This is a genomic window from Acetobacter sp. UBA5411, from assembly GCF_002409645.1.
Classification (GTDB): Bacteria; Pseudomonadota; Alphaproteobacteria; order Acetobacterales; family Acetobacteraceae; genus Acetobacter.
Genome location: NZ_DHNR01000041.1, coordinates 495 through 16,742 on the forward strand (window position 1 = coordinate 495; position 16,248 = coordinate 16,742).

The window sequence follows — 16,248 nt, forward strand, 5'->3', positions numbered from 1 at the left end:
GATATCGGCAAAGTCGAGGTTGACCAGGCCCGGCGCCATCATCAGGTCGGTGACGCCACGCACGCCCATGTACAGGACGTTGTCCGCCATCTTGAACGCATCTTTCCAGCTCGTGCGCTCATTGGCCAGGCGGAACAGGTTCTGATTGGGAATGATGATCAGGGTGTCGACGAACTGCTGCAGTTCGGCAATGCCCGCTTCCGCCGATTTCGCGCGGCGGTGCCCTTCGAACGTGAACGGCTTGGTCACCACGCCCACGGTCAGGATGCCACGTTCGCGCGCCATGCGGGCGATGACGGGTGCAGCCCCCGTGCCGGTTCCGCCGCCCATGCCTGCGGTGATGAAGACCATGTGCGCACCATCAAGATGGCGCGAGAGTTCGTCGCACGCTTCTTCCGCGGCGGCGCGGCCGATCTCGGGCTTCGCCCCCGCGCCCAGCCCCTGCGTCAGGTGGGGGCCAAGCTGGATGCGGCGGTCGGCGCTGCTGTGGGAAAGCTGCTGGGCATCGGTGTTGGCGACGACGAATTCCACGCCCTGCAACTGCGAATGGATCATGTTGTCCACCGCATTCGTACCACCGCCGCCAACCCCGATCACTGTGATGCGGGGCGTGAAATCGGAATGATTCTGTTGCGGGATGGTCAGGTTGAGGGTCATGCTTGGCTCCCGATGGATTGGGGTAGGCGTGCTGGCATACTAACGGCAAAAGTACAATAAAAGGTTTTCATGCAAGATTATACCCTGTCACGTATGAAATCCACAAAACGTCTGACAAGGCTGCCTGGACGGGTGTCGCGGGTGTCGGGTTCGCCCATTTCATCCGCCGCCCCCGCCGCCCAGGCCAGAAGCCCCGCGGATGTGGAGAACATCGGCCACGTCGCCGCGTTCTCGGGCAGGCCGACAATACGGCGCGGGCGGCCCAGGCGCACCTGGCGGTTCAGGATCCGCGCCGCCATCGGCCCGATTCCCTCCAGCAGCGAACCCCCGCCGGTCAGGATGACGCGGCCGTCGGATGCGGGGCCGACCGCGGCCATTTCCAGCCTGTCACGTACCATCTCCAGGGTTTCCTCTACGCGCGGGTGTATGATCGAGACAATCTTTGCGCGCGGAATTCTGACATAATGATGGTCGTTGTCACCAATCAGTTGCACGAGAATGGGATCGTGATCGTCGCCCGCCAGCAGTTCGGCCGACCCGTGCATGGTTTTCAGCCGCTCCGCATTGTCGATGGAGGTGGACAGCCCATGCGCTATGTCGCGCGTGATGTGCAGCCCGCCTACGGGAATCGTGGCGGTATGCAGCAGCCGCCCTTCGCCAAACACCCCGATCGACGTGGTGCCGCCGCCCATGTCCACCACGGTGGCGCCCAGGTTGCGCTCGTCCTCGTTCATCACCGCAAGCCCCGAGGCGAGGGGGGAGGACACCATCCCCTCGATCTTCAGTTCCACGCGTGACAGCACGGCTTCCAGGTTGCGCAGCGCGGTCGTGTTGGCGTCGATCACATGCAGGCGCGCGGACAGCAGGTCACACAGGTGCCCGCGCGGGTCCAGCACTTCCTGCGTGTCATCCACCGCGTAATCCAGCGGCAGGGTATGGATGGCCGACCGCCCTTCGGACACGGCGCGCATCCGTCCCTCGCTTATGATCCGGTTGACATCGTTATCCGTGATCTCCCGCCCGCCCACGGACCAGCGCGCGTTGATGTGGCGGCTTTCGGGGTGGCCGCAGGACAGGTTGACGAAAATCGAATCGCGGCGTTCCGTCGCCATGTCCTCCGCCTGCGCCACGGCGGCGCGGATGGCGCTTTCCGCCTCACGCAGGTCCACGATCCCGCCACAGCGCACGCCATGCGAACGCCGCCACCCGTGGCCAAGGATGCGGATGGTGTTGTCAGGCTCGCCGCGCCCGATCAGGCATACGATCTTGGTGGACCCGATATCCAGCACGCTGAACGGTCCCGTGCGCAGCTTGCGCGTGGGCAGGCGCTCGCCCGCGGGGACAACGGATGTCGCGGGCCGCGGGCGGGGCACGCGCGCTGGCGTCCCGGCCCCACGGATGGCGGGAACCGGGGCAGCCGGTGTGGTGGTCCTGGTCGCGGGCAGGGTCGTCCTGACCTTGCCCGGCACTGGATAGTTCATGCCCGCCTCCGTCTTGGGCCGGTTTCGGGGGAAGAAAGCCATGGCGCGGCAGGGGCCTGATCCCCGGTGGGGGCAGCCTGTGGCGGCGTGTCGTCCCTGTCCCGGTCACTGTCGTTCGGGGCAACGGGATTTTCACGCACGATCAGGCGGTCAGGCAGGCGCATGTCGATGGCGATCACCGGCCGGTCCAGTATTTTTATGTTTTCCTGCAATTGTGCAAGACGCTTGAGTGCCGCGACTTCCTGCCCTTCGGGCAGCAGGATGGTCGTGCCGTTGCGCAGGGTCAGGTTCCACCGCCGCTGGCCCACGCGCGATGCAGCCACGACATGGCTGCGTACATCGGGCTGGGCGGACAGTTCATCAATCAGGGCGGCGGCCGCGGTGTTGGCGTCGGGGCCGACCACCAGGGGCAACTGCATGAAGGCCTCGGCGTCCTTGCCGGTCATGCCCTGGTCGCGTACTTGGTGGCCCTCGCGGTCGATCAGCATGAAATGTCCGTGATTCTGCCATACGGCAAAGGGCCGGCGTTCAAACAGGTGGATGATGATGGTGCCGGGCAGGTGGCGCTCCACCACGGAATGATCGACAAACGGCAGCGCGTCGATGCGTTCGCGCGCGGCGGTGACGGAAAAGCCCAGGATGAAGTCCCCCATGCGCGCGCCCAGCGCCTGCTGCAGCGATGTCTCGCTGGTCAGCACGCAGCCGGTCACGTCAATTTCGGTAATGCGCAGGGGCAGCATGTTGATGATCCGCCCGCGCAGCGGCGCGAAACGCGGGTCGGACCCGAAATGCCGCAATGTCGTGACGCAGCCCACCCCGATCACCAGCAGCACCAGCACCAGCAGTGCCGGGCGCAGCAGGCGTTTCTGGCGGCGCAGGAAGATCGAAAGCCGGGAGGGGCGGTCGCTGCTGTCGGTCGGTCGCCTCATGTACGGCAGGTCGCGTGGTCGATCATCCACTGGCACAACGTGGCGTAATCCATGCCGCAGGCCGCGGCCTGTTCGGGCAGAAGGGAAGTGGGCGTCATGCCCGGCTGGGTGTTGGTTTCCAGAATGACCAGGCGACCGGGCGCATCCGGCCCTGCGCTGTCGTCATAACGGAAATCCGTGCGGCTGGCCCCCCGGCAGCCCAGCGCGCGATGGGCGGCCAGCGCAAGTTCACGCGCCTGTTCAAAGGCGTCGGGGTGGATGCGTGCGGGCAGTTCGTGGCGCGACCCGCCGGATGCGTATTTGGCCTGATAGTCATAAAAGCCGGGGCCGCCGCCCGTGGGGGTAATGTCGGTGACCGTCAGCGCGCGGTCTTCCAGCACGCCAACCGTCAGTTCCCGGCCGGGGATGTATTCTTCCACCAGAACCTGGCCGCCAAAGGTCCATTCCGCCGCCACCGTGGCGCGGCGGTTGCTGCCGGGCAGGATGATTTCCACCCCTACGGACGATCCCTCGTTCAGCGGCTTGACCACATAGGGGGCGGGCATCGGGTCCGCCGGTTCCAGCTGCGCGGGCGTCATGACCAGCCCGCCTGCGACCGGCAGGCCGGCCGCCATGAACACGGTGCGGGCCGCGTCCTTGTCCATGGCGGTGGCGGATGCCCGCACGCCGGAATGGGTGTAGGCGATTCCCATCCAGTCCAGCACGCCCTGGATCGACCCGTCCTCGCCAAACCTGCCATGCATGGCGTTGAACACCACGTCCGGGCGGTGGGCCTGCAGGTCGCCCACGATGGCCAGCAGGTCGGGGCCCGCGTCAATGCAGCGCACGTCGTGCCCAAGCCCGCGCAGGACCTCGGCCACGTTGCGCCCGCTGGCAAGGCTGACCTCGCGTTCGGCGGACATGCCGCCCATCAGTACGGAAACCCGGCGGGCCATCATGCGCTTTCTCCCATGCTGTGCGTGGCGGGGCGACCGATGCGTTTGATTTCCCAGCGCAATGTGACCGCTGTGTGGTCATGCACGCGCTGGCGCACGGTATCGCCCAGTTGCTCAAGATCGGCTGCGGTGGCGTTGCCGGTATTCAGCATGAAATTGCAGTGTTTTTCACTGATCTGCGCACCGCCTACCGTCAGGCCGCGACAGCCGGCCGCATCAATCAGTTCCCATGCCTTGCGTTGCGATTCGTCAGGGTCGGGATTGCGGAAGGTGGAGCCGCCGGTCCGGGCGCGCACAGGCTGCGCCGCCTCCCGCGCCGTGCGGATTTCATCGATTCGCTGGCGGATGATGGCAGGCGGCGCCACCATCGCGTTCAGCCGCACCCGCACCACGACCGACTGCGGGGGCAGGGTGGCGTGGCGGTAGCCGAAATCCAGCGAGGCTGCGGGCAGGCGCAGAAGCCTGCCATCACGCGTCACCACTTCCACCCAGTCCATTACCGCCGACATGTCCGACCCGTATGCACCCGCGTTCATGGCCACGGCCCCGCCGATCGAACCCGGAATGCCCGCAAGGAATTCCAGACCCGACAGGCCCGCTTCCGCCGCGTGTTCGGCAACCGTCATGTCCAGACAGGCTGCGCCCACGACCAGCCCGTCACCATCACGCGTGATGGTGGAAAAACCGCGCGCAAGGCGGATGACCATTCCGTCGATCCCGCCATCGCGCACGATCACGTTGGAACACGCGCCCAGCGGCAGGACGGGAACCTCCAGCGGCAGGCGCTTCATGACCTGCGTCAGATCCTCGGCGCTGGCGGGCTGGAACAATAGTTCCGCGGGACCGCCAACGCGAAACCACGTGCGCGGGCCCAGGGCGGCCTGCGGCGTCAGGCGGCCACGCGGGCGGAAGCCCTCCGTGTCCAGGACCTGTGCCCATTGCGGCAGGGTGGTGGCGGCGGTCATGAATGGGCATCCGCCTTCTGGGTGGGGGCCGGTGCATGGGCGATGCCCTGCAGGTCCGCAAGCTGCGCGGGCAGCGCCTGCGCCCAGTTGGTGATGCTGCCAGCCCCCAGGCAGACGACAAAGTCACCCGGCCGGGCAATGGCGTTGATCATTTCCGCAAGGTGCTCCGGCCCCGGCAGCGGCACGACGGACCGGTGCCCGCGTTCGCGCAGCCCCTCGACCAGCGCGTCGCGGTCGATGCCTTCGATCGGCTGTTCCCCGGCCGCGTAGACATCGGCGATGATGACGGTGCCCGCGTCGTTCATGCAGGTGCAGAATTCGTTGAACAGGGTTTTCAGCCGCGAATAACGGTGCGGCTGCATGACCGCGATCACGTTGCCCGCGCCCGCCTGGCGCGCGGCCTTCAGCACGGCGGCGATTTCCACCGGGTGGTGGCCGTAATCGTCAATGATGGTGATGCCCCCGGTTTCCCCCGTGCGGGTGAAACGCCGCTTGACCCCGCGGAACGCGGCAAACGCCGAGCGGATGGTGGCGTCGTCTATTTCCATCTCGGTGCCGACCGCAATGGCCGCCAGCGCGTTCTGCACGTTGTGGTGGCCCAGCATGGGCAGGCGGAACGGCCCCGCGCGGCGTGAACGGTTGCGGTTGCGGTTGGTGATCACGACCTCGAACGTGGCCCCCAGCTTGTCGGTAATCACCTTTTCCGCGCGCACGTCCGCCTGTGGCGAGAAGCCGTAGGTGATGATCCGGTGGTCCGACAGGCGCGGGATCATCTGCTGCACGGCCGGGTGGTCGATGCACAGCACGGCAAAGCCATAGAACGGGATGTTGGAGACGAACTGGTCATACGCCGCCTGCATGGCTTCTTCCGTGCCCCAGTGGTCCAGGTGTTCGGGGTCCATGTTGGTCACGACGGTAATGACGGAGGGCAGGCGCAGGAACGACCCGTCGCTTTCATCGGCTTCCACCACCATCCAGTCGCCCGATCCCATGCGGGTATTGGTGCCGTAGGCTTCGATAATGCCGCCATTGATGACCGTGGGGTCCAGCTTCGCCGCTTCCAGCACGGCGGCGACAAGGCTGGTGGTGGTGGTCTTGCCATGCGTGCCACCCACCGCCACCGACCAGCGCAGGCGCATGAGTTCGGCCAGCATTTCCGCGCGCCGCACCACCGGGATCAGGCGCGCGCGCGCGGCCACGACCTCGGGGTTGTCGCGCTTGACGGCGGTGGACGTCACCACCACCTGCGCACCGCCCAGGTTGGCGGCGTCGTGGCCGATGGTCACGGGAATGCCGGCGGCGCGCAGGCGCGCGACATTCGCACTTTCGGCAATGTCGGAACCCTGCACCGCATAGCCAAGCATGTGCAGCACTTCGGCAATGCCGGACATGCCAATTCCGCCAATGCCGACGAAGTGGATGGTGCCAATGGAAAGGGGCAGGGCTCTCATGTAATCAGGTCTCCGTGTTCGCGCTGGCGGAATTAAGCGGTGCGGGGCAGGTCGGGCAAGCGGGCTTCTATCATATCCGCCAGACGGGCGGCGGCGTCGGGGCGGCCAAGGGCCGCCGCCGCCTGCGCCGTACGGGCCAGCAGGTCACGGTCGCCCAGCAGTTCCGTCAGGCGCCCTGTCAGGGCGGGGGCGGTGAAATCGGGCTGGCGGATCATCCATGCGGCCTGCGCGTCACACAATGCCTGTGCATTGGCGCCCTGTTCATCACGCGCCGCGATGGGCAGCGGCACCAGCAGCGACGGGCGGCCCGCCACCGTCAGTTCCGCAACCGACGACCCGCCCGCGCGGCCGATGACCAGATGGGCCGCACGCAGGCGGTCGGGCACGTTGTCAAGGAAGGGGGCGATGGTGGCGGGAATGCCCGCCGCGCGGTAGGCATCCGCCACGCGGTCCACGTCTTCCGCGCGGGCCTGCTGCGTAACCTGCACGCGCGCGCGCAGCGCCGGGGCAAGGGCCGCGAGGGCAGGCGGCACCACGTCGCTGAATACCCGCGCACCCAGCGACCCGCCCCATACCAGCAGGTTGATCACCCCGTTCGACGGTTCGTAGCCTTCGCCCGCAAGGGCCGCGATATCAGGCCGCACCGGCATGCCGGTCAGCGTGGTGGGCACGCCATCGGGCACGCCGGCCACGACGGGAAACGATGTCGCGATCGCATCCATGCGCGCGGCAAGGAAGCCGTTGGCCTTGCCCAGCACGGCATTGCCTTCATGGATGAACAGGAGCGGCCGCTGCTTTTTCGGCAGCAGGCTGCCCCCCAGCAGCGGCGGCACGGACGGATACCCGCCAAACCCGATGATGGCCGAAGGCCGGATGCGCGACAGCACGGCGCGTGCCTGCGCCGTCCCGCGCCCCAGTGCCATGGCCGCGCGCGCGGCCCGGATGATGCCGCGCCCCGCGATTCCCGCGCCGGGCAGGACAAACTGCTGCCGCCCGGCAAAGACGCCGGTTTCGCGCACGCCCGCGCGCCGGTCGGTCATGAGGATGATGTCATGCCCCCGGCGCACCAGTTCGCAGGCCAGTGCCTCGGCTGGGAAAAAATGGCCGCCGGTGCCTCCGGCCGCGACAGCAATGCAGTGACGGGTCATGACGGTGCTTTCTGCGATGAAGAAGGGGGGCCGAACTGTCCGTAACGGCCTTCCCCCGGCCGGTTGCGGGTCAGCGCCAGCACCAGGCCGATTGTAAGCGCAACCGACATGGCGGAGGAACCACCATAGGAAATGAAGGGCAGCGTCATGCCCTTGGTCGGGATCAGGTGCAGCGTGGACCCCATGTTGACAAAGGCCTGAAGTCCGAACCCCGTCACCAGCCCCGCCGTCGCCACCGTGATGAACGGGTCGTTTTCATGCAGCAGCTTGAGCAGCGTGCGGATGACGATGGTGGCGAACACACCCACGATGAACAGGCAGACCAGCATGCCGAATTCCTCCCCCGCCACGGCAAAGACGAAATCGGCATGCGCATCGGGCAGCAGGTCCTTCACCCGGCCCTCGCCGGGGCCACGGCCCAGCAGGCCGCCATTGCCAAAGGCCCGCAGGGCGGTGTCGATCTGGTAATGGTCGCCCACGGCGGGGTGCAGGAAGCGTTCCACGCGCGACCGCACGTGCGGGAACACCATGTACGCCCCCACGAATGCCGCGACCATGGCGGCAGCCCCCGCGCCAACCAGGAACAGGCTCAGCCCGTCAATGAAAAGCTGGGTCAGGAAAACCGTGGTAATGACGCTGAGCATCCCGATATCAGGCTGTGACTTCAGTAACAGGAGCACCAGCGCGAACAGCCCGATCGCCACCAGCATGCCGGGAAAATACCGTCGCGTCTGGCGTTCGGTCAGCAGCCACGCCGTGACCACGGCAAAGAACGGCTTGAGGAATTCCGATGGCTGCACCGACATCATCGGCAGGGCGATCCACCGCCTGGCGCCCTTGATCTCGATCCCGTGCACCAGTGTCATGAATGTCGCCGCCAGCGCCAGCACGAACCCGATCCACCCCGCCAGCCTGACGGCGCGCAGCGACATCATGGATGTGAAAACGACGATCAGCGCCGCCAGGATCAGGAAGCACACCTGCTTGAAAATGAACATGTCGCGCGACGCGCCGATACGCACGGCCACGGCGGGGCTGGCGGCCAGCATCAGGATATAGCCGAATCCGATCAGGATCCCCACGCAGATCAGCGTGACCCGGTCGATGCTGCGCCACCACCGTGCGGCGCGTGACGTGTTTATGCGCGATATGCCGCTCATGCGCGGGCGGTTCCATCCCTGCTGGCGGCCAGTTCATGCACCAGTGCCGCGAAACGCGCGCCACGGGCCTCGAACCCGCTGAACTGGTCGAAACTGGCGCAGGCGGGCGACAGCATCACGACATCGGCGCCCAGTTCGCGCGCGCGGTCCAGTGCTTCGGGCACGGCGCGGTCAAGGGTTTCGACAATGCGCTGGGGAATGCCGTGGCGGGCCAGCGTCGCCGCCAGGGCCGGCGCATCCCGCCCGATCAGCAGCGCCATGGCGACGCGGTTGAACAGGGGGGCCAGTTCCTCGATCCCGCCAGCCTTGGCCGTGCCGCCCGCGATCCACACCATCCGGTCATGGCACGCCAGCGCGCGCGCGGTCGCATCCGCATTGGTGGCCTTGCTGTCATTGATGAAGCGGACGCCATCAATGCTGCCCACGGTTTTCTGCCGGTGGTCCAGGGCTGCAAAGGACGCGAGGGCGGGTTCCACCGCCGCCCATGGCATGCCCAGATGCAGCGCCATGGCGGTCGCGGCGGCCGCGTTTTCGCGGTTATGGGTGCCCGGCAGGTCATGGGCCGCGCGCAGGTCGGCAATCACGCCGTCATGGTCACACAGCGCGTCGGGCGTGCAGTACAGGTCGCATTGCGGCATGTCCGCGCCGCTGACGCAGGCAATGGTGGTCCGCGTGACCGCCAGCCGCCTGCGGATCGTCTCGTAATCGGGCAGGGTCTCGCCCAGTACCGCCAGATCGCCCGCATGCTGGTGGTCGAAGACATGCAGCTTGGCGGTGACATACCCCGCCATGTCGCCATGCCGGTCCAGATGGTCGGGGGTAAGGTTCAGCAGGCAGGCGACATTGAAGTGCATCTGCTCCAGCCGTTCCAGCATGTAGGACGACATTTCCAGCACATACACGCCATTGTCCGGCAGCAGCGGCAGGGACAGCGATGCGGGGCCAAGATTGCCACCCTCAGCAACCGGCAGGCCGGCATGACGCAGCAGGTGGGCCAGCAGTGCTGTGGTGGTGGATTTACCGTTAGTGCCGGTGATGCCTGCAAATCGGGCTTTCGATCCGCTTTTACGAACTGCCTGAAACAGCAGGTCGGCATCGGAGAGGATCGGCACACCGGCGGCTTTCGCCATGGCCGCGACCGGATGCACACTCGGCAGGATATGCGGGATGCCCGGTGACATGACCAGCGCATCAAAGCCGTCCAGATTCTCAAATGGCGCGACGGTCAGCTTGCCCGATGGAGACTTCCAGCTCTCAAGAGCTTTTCGCCCGGCTTCGCCATCATCCCATGCCTGCACGGTAGCACCCATGCTTGCCAGCGCCTTGGCGGCAGGTGTGCCATTGCGGCCCAACCCGAGCACCGCAAAACGGTGGCCAGCGAACAGATCAGCGGGAAATGAAGTTTTAGCGGGCAAGGCAGGGTCTCCTCAGCGCAGCTTCAGCGTGGCGAGACCGAACAGTCCCAGCACGACGGAGACGATCCAGAACCGGACGACGATCTTGGGCTCCTGCCAGCCCTTCTTTTCAAAGTGATGGTGCAGAGGGGCCATCAGGAACACGCGGCGTTTGGTGCGCTTGTACCAGAAGACCTGAATCACCACGGAAAGCGTCTCGATCACAAACAGACCGCCGACAATGCACAGCACCAGTTCATGCTTGGTGGCGACCGCCACGGCACCGAGCGCGCCGCCGAGGGACAGCGAGCCCGTATCGCCCATGAACACGGAGGCAGGCGGCGCGTTGAACCAAAGAAAGCCTAGCCCCGCACCGACCAGCGCCGCGCAGAAGATGGCGAGTTCACCCGTGCCCGGAACCGCATGCAACTGGAGATAGTCGGCGAAAACATGGTTGCCGACCAGATAGGCAATCAGTGCGAACACCAGTGCCGCGATTATCACGGGAACCGTTGCCAGCCCGTCCAGACCGTCCGTGAAGTTCACGGCGTTACCGAAACCGGCGATCGTCACCATCGCGAAGATCGGGAAGGCGATGCCGAGCGGCAGAAGGAAATCCTTCACAAATGGAAAGGCGAGGTGGTTGGCCAGTTCAGGCGGCATCATCTGTTGCATCCACCAGCCCGCGATCAGGGAGGTAGCGAATTCGCAGGTCAGACGGGCCTTCTTGGACACGCCATCCGTATTGCGTCGGGAAAGCTTGAGATAGTCGTCCGCAAAACCGACAGCGCCGAACGCCGCCGTGACGAAAAGCACGGCCCACACGAACCCGTTCTGTAGGTCAGCCCACAAGAGTGTGGACACAAACAGCGCAATCAGGATCAGGATACCGCCCATCGTCGGCGTCCCGGCCTTCTCCAGAATGTGACGCTCAGGACCGAGTGCGCGGATCGGCTGACCCTCACGCTGGATACGCTTGAGTTCCCGGATCACTGGATTCCCAAGCAGCAGGGCAATCGCCAGCGCGGTCAGACAGGCTCCGCCCGCGCGAAAGGTGAGATAGCGGAACAGGTTGAGGAACGTCGTGTGACCATGCGCATGATGGGCGACGAGCAGATACAGCATCAGACGCTCTCCGCTTTCAGCGCATCCACCACAACCTTCATCCGGCTGCCGAAGCTGCCCTTGACCAGCACGGCGTCACCGGGTTGCAGGACCGCCCGCACACGCGGCGCAAGCGCCGTAGAGGTTTCCTCCCAGCTTCCCCGGCGGGAAGAGGGCAGGGCGTCAAACAGGTCTTTCATGTGCGGTCCACAACAGAATACAAGATCGGCCGCGGCGGTGACCGCAGGCTCAAGGGAGAGATGTTCCTCGCGAGCGAAGTCACCCAGTTCGCGGATGTCTCCCAACACGGCAATGCGGCGTTTTGCTGGCAGAAGTGCGAGCACACCAAGGGCGGCTTTGATCGAGAGGACGGAGGCGTTGTAGCTCTCATCCAGCAGGAGAGCCTCGCCGTCGAGAATGGGGGACGCCGCGCCACGTCCCGTGCCGGGTGAGAAACTAGCGAGAGCCTCCGCAGCCCGACTGACTTCAGAGCCGCTGCCATGCAGGGCTGCGACGATCGCCAGAGTGGACAGGGCATTCCGGGCGAGATGCTCACCGGGTGCGCGGATTTCGACCGGAACGGCGGGTCCCGCCACATGGGCGACAAACCGGCTGCCTTCGCCGGACAGTTCAAGGTCGGTGATACGCGCTTTACTGGTCTCGTCAAAGCCGGACCGCCAAAGCGTGACGCCGGAAGCCTGCGCTACGTCAGTAAAGATTGCCTGACCTTCCGCATCATCCGGCACGATGGCGATGCCACCGCGTGGGAGAGCCGCGATGATGGAGGCCTTTTCCTGCGCAATGGCGTCCAGACTACCCATATGCCCAAGATGCGCCGAGCCGATCGTTGAGATAACGGCGACATCGGGCCGCACCAGTTCAGCCAGTGGAGCAATTTCGCCGGGATGGTTCATGCCGATTTCACTGACACAGAACACGGCGTCACGCGGCAGTAGCGCCAGCGTCAGCGGCACGCCCCAGTGATTGTTGTAGGAAGCGGCTGAGGCGTGCGTCTTGCCGAGTGCGCCAAGCGCCACCCGCAGCATTTCCTTGGTCGTGGTCTTCCCGACGCTTCCTGTCACGGCGACGACATCGCCTGTGAAGCGGGTCCGCGCTGCCCGCGCCAGATCCCACAGTCCCACCATCGTATCGCCGACAATCAGCAGGCGCGGGTCCGTGGGATCAACGCCTTCCAGTTCGTCCGTGCGATGCACCATCACCGCCGCAGCGCCCTTGTCCAGCGCCATGGCGACATGGGCATGACCGTCCGAATTCTCGCCCAGCAAGGCGATGAACAGATCGCCTGCCTCAAGGGTGCGCGTGTCGATCGACACACCGGAGACCCGGATGGCATGACCATCTGCAGAGCCAAAGCGTCCTTGGGTCGCGGCGGCCAGTTCTTCGCCTGTCCAGAGAATGCTCACAGTGCCGCCGCCAGATCTTTCACCACACTCACATCGTCAAAGGGCTGCACGACATCGCCGATGATCTGGCCCTGCTCATGGCCCTTGCCCGCGACCAGCAGCACGTCACCCGGCTGAAGCTGATGCAACGCCTCACCAATGGCTTTTCTGCGATCCGGGAATTCGATGACTTCCTTGGGGGCACCAGCCAGAATATCGCGCCGGATGGCGGCGGCATCTTCACTGCGGGGATTGTCGTCCGTGACGAACACCACGTCAGCCCGCTGCGTGGCTTCCTGCGCCATCAGCGGCCTTTTGCCCTTGTCACGATCGCCGCCTGCCCCGAACAGAATCAGCAGACGCCCTTTGACATGCGGACGCAGACTGTCGAGCGCACGCGCCAGTGCGTCGGGCGTGTGGGCGTAATCGACATACACGGAAGCACCATTGGGCAGCATGACGGCCTGTTCCATGCGTCCACGCACGCCGCGCAGCGTCGGCAGCAGGGTCAAAGCCTCTTCCATGTCGGCCTTGTCTGGTCCTGCCAGAGCCACGGCGAGCAGGGCGTTATCCACCTGAAAACGACCCGGCAGCGGCAGGGTCACATCCATTTCCTTCCTGCCGATTTCAAGCCGCAGAAGCTGATGCCCGTTCGGCAGCGCCTTATGTGCAACAAGACGGATTGTGGTGCCCTTGCGCCCGACCAGTCGCAGATCGAGATCCCGGCGACGCTGGATATCCCGCAGGGCGTCGAGTGTGTCCTCATCCATATCGGCATTGGCCGCCGCAAGGCCACCACCGGGAAGAAGTGTGTCGAACAGACGCAGTTTTGCTGTGCGATAGGCTTCCAGCGAGCCATGATAATCAAGGTGGTCACGGGTCAGATTGGTAAAACCAGCGGCGGAAATCTTCACGCCATCCAGACGGCGCTGGTCCAGACCGTGGGAGGAGGCCTCCATCGCCACATCCGTCACACCACGCTCCCGCAGAGCGGCGAGTGCTTTCGCCAGTGTCACCGGGTCCGGTGTGGTGAGGGAAGGGATGCGGAACGGCAGTTCGACCGGCGAAATCAGTCCCAGCGTTCCAAAGCTCGCGGACGTGCGGCCCATGCCCTGCCAGATCTGACGCAGAAAATCGACGGTGCTGGTTTTTCCGTTCGTGCCCGTAACGGCGACGATATGCTCAGGCTGCGGACCGGCAAGGGTTGCGGCCAGAAGGGCCAGCGAGCGTCGCGGCGTCTTTGTGAAAACCGTCGGCACCTGTTCCGCGACAGCCTTTTCCCCCTCGGGCACGAGAACGGCGGATGCACCCGCAGCCAGTGCGTCAGGAATATAGATGCTGCCGTTTTCCTGCGTTCCCGGAAGCGCCACAAACAGGGAGCCGGGCTGAACCTGCCGACTGTCGGCCGTGATGGACGTGATTTCCGGATCGTTTGTGGTCAGAGCGTCTGATGTCAGGCCGGACTGGGAAAGGAGAGAGGAAAGTTTCATGATCTAGCCCTGTCCGCCTTCCTGTTGAGAACTGTTCTGTCTGTTTGCAGCATGTTTCATGGTGTTCGGATCGCCTGCCTTCAGCGACTTCTTTCTCTCCGCTTCCTCGACCCGCTTCTCCTCGGCTGCGTGCCGTGGATCTCCGGGATCATTGCCGGGGCCAAGCGGTCTTACACCTCTTGGGGGCGAAGGGCGCATGGGAATGGAGAGCGCCGCGTCGATCTGCGGTTCATGAGCCGTGTCAGGGAAGACCTGCAACATCGGTCCAATGCGGGAAATGATGCGGGCGACGGTCGGGGCGGCGTTCCACGCGGCTGTCGTCCAGCCGTGCGTCGCCGTCGTTCCCTTGGGGCTATCGAGCATGACATACACAGCATAACGCGGCGCATTCATGGGAAAGATACTGGTGAAAGCGGCAATATTTACATGCTTGAGATAGCCGCCATGCGGCCCGATCTTCTCGGCGGTGCCGGTTTTGCCGCCGACGTAATAGCCCGGCACTTCTGCGGTCTTGCCGGTGCCGAGCTTGACGTCCAGACGCAGAATCTTGCGGAGCGTCGCGGAAATTTCGGGTGAAAAGACGCGCTGCCCTTCAGGTGTGACCGGCTTGTCCACGCTTTCGTCTGTGGAGGCGGAGGTCTCTGAAAGCGCGTTCTGAATGTCCGGACCACCTGAAATGGACGGGCCGGACGCCATATCGGGGGCGTCCTGAGCTCTGGCGTCCTCGTCACGTGCAAGAAGAGTCGGTTTGACGAGAATGCCGCCATTCACCGTCGCCGCCGTGCCGCGCACTATGGCGAGCGGCGGTTCAGCCACACCATGACCGAAGCCAACCGTCATGACGGTAGAAATGCCCCAGTTCCGGCGTGCCGGGATGATCGGGTGTCCCGCTTCCGGCAGTTCGACCGGAACCGGTGCGAAGAACCCCATGCCCCTGAGCCAGTCCTGCTGTCTCTGTGCGCCGACATCCAGCGCGATATGGGCGGCAGCGGGGTTGGAAGAGAATGCCATCACTTCTGGCAGCGACAGCCAGGGGGCGAAATGGTCCGTCTTCATGTCGGCGATGGTGAACCTGCCGATATGGATGGGAATGGAGGAGAAGCGATCCCAGATATGGGCAACGCCAAGCTGGAGCGCCATGGCGGCGGTCTGAAGCTTGAAGGTCGAACCGGGTTCATACATTCCCGTTACGGCGCGGTTGAAGCGGGCGTCGCCGGGCGCATGGGCGAAATCATTGGCGTCATAGTCCGGCAGACTGACCATGGCGACGATTTCACCACTGTTTACGTCCATCACGATGGCGCAGGCCCCGATCGCCTCGAACGTCTGCATCGCGGCGGCGAGTTCTTCACGCGCCACACCCTGCACACGCACGTCGAGTGACAGTTTCAGCGGGTTTTTGTCACTGATCAGGCGTTTGTCGAAGTAACGCTCCACACCGGCGATGCCATGATCGTCAATATCCACGCTGCCGAGGATCTGGGCGGCAACCTGTCCCTGCGGATAATGACGACGCTCACCGGCCTCGAAGTAAATGCCCGGAATACCGAAATTGTTGATCGCCAGTTCCTGCTGGAGCGTGATGTTGCGCGCCAGATAGACGAACTGTTTCGCCATCGAGAGACGTTTGACCGTCTCTTCCTCATTCAGTTGCGGCAGAACGGATTTCAGCTTCTTCGCGACATCCTGCGGATCAATCAGTTCCCGCGGGTTGGCGTAAAGCTGTGCAACCGGCAGCGAGACGGCCAGCACCTGATTGTTGCGGTCCACAATCATGGCGCGCCTGACCTGCGGCATGGTCAGCGTGCTGGTCAGCGTGCTTTTCGGATCAATCTTCGGAATATCCGGCACCTGCGGACGCAACTGCCGTGCTTCCGGCGCCATGGGCGAGATGATGGTGGCGAACGTGGCCATCAGCGCCACTGTTCCAAACAGCAGACAGAACCCGGCAGCGACTCCGAGGAGGCGCACATGCATCCGCTCCAGCTGGGCCCGTTCACGCAGATCTGCGCTCGTGATCCGGACATCCTGTGGAGGATGCTCGTGATCTGATGAGGGAGACTCAGGTGGCGACGACTGGCGAGGCATGAGGGGCGGCGTATCCTCGAGGGCCCGGAAACATCTGGAAACA

At 64.7% G+C, this 16,248-nt stretch carries 13 protein-coding genes; all 13 read right to left on the reverse strand.

Features of this window, described 5'->3' with window-relative positions; genetic code table 11:
- Positions 1-657 (reverse strand): cell division protein FtsZ (gene ftsZ, locus B3759_RS14710; RefSeq protein WP_291367072.1); only part of this gene is annotated, 657 nt, incomplete at its 3' end.
- Between the two features lie 77 nt (positions 658-734).
- Positions 735-2,138 (reverse strand): cell division protein FtsA, encoded by a 1,404-nt coding sequence (gene ftsA, locus B3759_RS14715; RefSeq protein ID WP_010509259.1) that lies wholly within the window; start codon positions 2,136-2,138, stop codon positions 735-737.
- On the reverse strand, positions 2,135-3,067 hold the full coding sequence (locus tag B3759_RS14720) for a cell division protein FtsQ/DivIB (RefSeq protein ID WP_010509260.1): 933 nt from the start codon (positions 3,065-3,067) through the stop codon (positions 2,135-2,137). The genes ftsA and B3759_RS14720 overlap by 4 nt, the downstream gene beginning before the upstream one ends.
- A complete protein-coding gene (locus B3759_RS14725) occupies positions 3,064-4,005 on the reverse strand; it encodes a D-alanine--D-alanine ligase (RefSeq protein WP_291367079.1) in 942 nt (313 codons plus the stop codon). The genes B3759_RS14720 and B3759_RS14725 overlap by 4 nt, the downstream gene beginning before the upstream one ends.
- Positions 4,002-4,967, reverse strand: coding sequence for a UDP-N-acetylmuramate dehydrogenase (gene murB, locus B3759_RS14730; protein ID WP_048850129.1), 966 nt, complete (start codon positions 4,965-4,967; stop codon positions 4,002-4,004). The genes B3759_RS14725 and murB overlap by 4 nt, the downstream gene beginning before the upstream one ends.
- Entirely contained in the window at positions 4,964-6,418 is a 1,455-nt protein-coding gene (murC, locus tag B3759_RS14735; RefSeq protein WP_010509263.1) for a UDP-N-acetylmuramate--L-alanine ligase, read from the reverse strand. The genes murB and murC overlap by 4 nt, the downstream gene beginning before the upstream one ends.
- A gap of 32 nt (positions 6,419-6,450) precedes the next feature.
- Complete coding sequence (locus tag B3759_RS14740) at positions 6,451-7,566, reverse strand: UDP-N-acetylglucosamine--N-acetylmuramyl-(pentapeptide) pyrophosphoryl-undecaprenol N-acetylglucosamine transferase (protein ID WP_048850128.1); 1,116 nt, start codon at positions 7,564-7,566, stop codon at positions 6,451-6,453.
- A complete protein-coding gene (locus B3759_RS14745; RefSeq protein WP_010509265.1) occupies positions 7,563-8,726 on the reverse strand; it encodes an FtsW/RodA/SpoVE family cell cycle protein in 1,164 nt (387 codons plus the stop codon). The genes B3759_RS14740 and B3759_RS14745 overlap by 4 nt, the downstream gene beginning before the upstream one ends.
- On the reverse strand, positions 8,723-10,141 hold the full coding sequence (gene murD, locus B3759_RS14750) for a UDP-N-acetylmuramoyl-L-alanine--D-glutamate ligase (protein ID WP_291367085.1): 1,419 nt from the start codon (positions 10,139-10,141) through the stop codon (positions 8,723-8,725). The genes B3759_RS14745 and murD overlap by 4 nt, the downstream gene beginning before the upstream one ends.
- A 12-nt stretch (positions 10,142-10,153) precedes the next feature.
- Positions 10,154-11,245 carry a phospho-N-acetylmuramoyl-pentapeptide-transferase gene (mraY, locus tag B3759_RS14755; protein WP_291367087.1) on the reverse strand — a complete coding sequence of 364 codons (1,092 nt, stop codon included), beginning with the start codon at positions 11,243-11,245 and terminating at the stop codon, positions 10,154-10,156.
- Positions 11,245-12,648, reverse strand: coding sequence for a UDP-N-acetylmuramoyl-tripeptide--D-alanyl-D-alanine ligase (locus B3759_RS14760; RefSeq protein ID WP_291367089.1), 1,404 nt, complete (start codon positions 12,646-12,648; stop codon positions 11,245-11,247). The genes mraY and B3759_RS14760 overlap by 1 nt, the downstream gene beginning before the upstream one ends.
- Complete coding sequence (locus tag B3759_RS14765; RefSeq protein ID WP_291367091.1) at positions 12,645-14,117, reverse strand: UDP-N-acetylmuramoyl-L-alanyl-D-glutamate--2,6-diaminopimelate ligase; 1,473 nt, start codon at positions 14,115-14,117, stop codon at positions 12,645-12,647. Before B3759_RS14765 ends, B3759_RS14760 begins: the two co-directional genes overlap by 4 nt.
- A gap of 3 nt (positions 14,118-14,120) precedes the next feature.
- On the reverse strand, positions 14,121-16,205 hold the full coding sequence (locus B3759_RS14770) for a peptidoglycan D,D-transpeptidase FtsI family protein (protein ID WP_291367093.1): 2,085 nt from the start codon (positions 16,203-16,205) through the stop codon (positions 14,121-14,123).
- Positions 16,206-16,248: the final 43 nt, after the last annotated feature.

What these genes read in the sequence shown, in the direction of transcription:
- murC (WP_010509263.1), bottom strand. Translation starts at nt 6,418, where the DNA reads ATGAGAGCCCTGCCCCTTTCCATTGGCACCATCCACTTCGTCGGCATT.
- mraY (WP_291367087.1), bottom strand. Translation starts at nt 11,245, where the DNA reads ATGCTGTATCTGCTCGTCGCCCATCATGCGCATGGTCACACGACGTTC.
- B3759_RS14720 (WP_010509260.1), bottom strand. Translation starts at nt 3,067, where the DNA reads ATGAGGCGACCGACCGACAGCAGCGACCGCCCCTCCCGGCTTTCGATC.
- ftsA (WP_010509259.1), bottom strand. Translation starts at nt 2,138, where the DNA reads ATGAACTATCCAGTGCCGGGCAAGGTCAGGACGACCCTGCCCGCGACC.
- B3759_RS14740 (WP_048850128.1), bottom strand. Translation starts at nt 7,566, where the DNA reads ATGACCCGTCACTGCATTGCTGTCGCGGCCGGAGGCACCGGCGGCCAT.
- B3759_RS14765 (WP_291367091.1), bottom strand. Translation starts at nt 14,117, where the DNA reads ATGAAACTTTCCTCTCTCCTTTCCCAGTCCGGCCTGACATCAGACGCT.
- B3759_RS14770 (WP_291367093.1), bottom strand. Translation starts at nt 16,205, where the DNA reads ATGCCTCGCCAGTCGTCGCCACCTGAGTCTCCCTCATCAGATCACGAG.
- murB (WP_048850129.1), bottom strand. Translation starts at nt 4,967, where the DNA reads ATGACCGCCGCCACCACCCTGCCGCAATGGGCACAGGTCCTGGACACG.
- B3759_RS14745 (WP_010509265.1), bottom strand. Translation starts at nt 8,726, where the DNA reads ATGAGCGGCATATCGCGCATAAACACGTCACGCGCCGCACGGTGGTGG.
- B3759_RS14725 (WP_291367079.1), bottom strand. Translation starts at nt 4,005, where the DNA reads ATGATGGCCCGCCGGGTTTCCGTACTGATGGGCGGCATGTCCGCCGAA.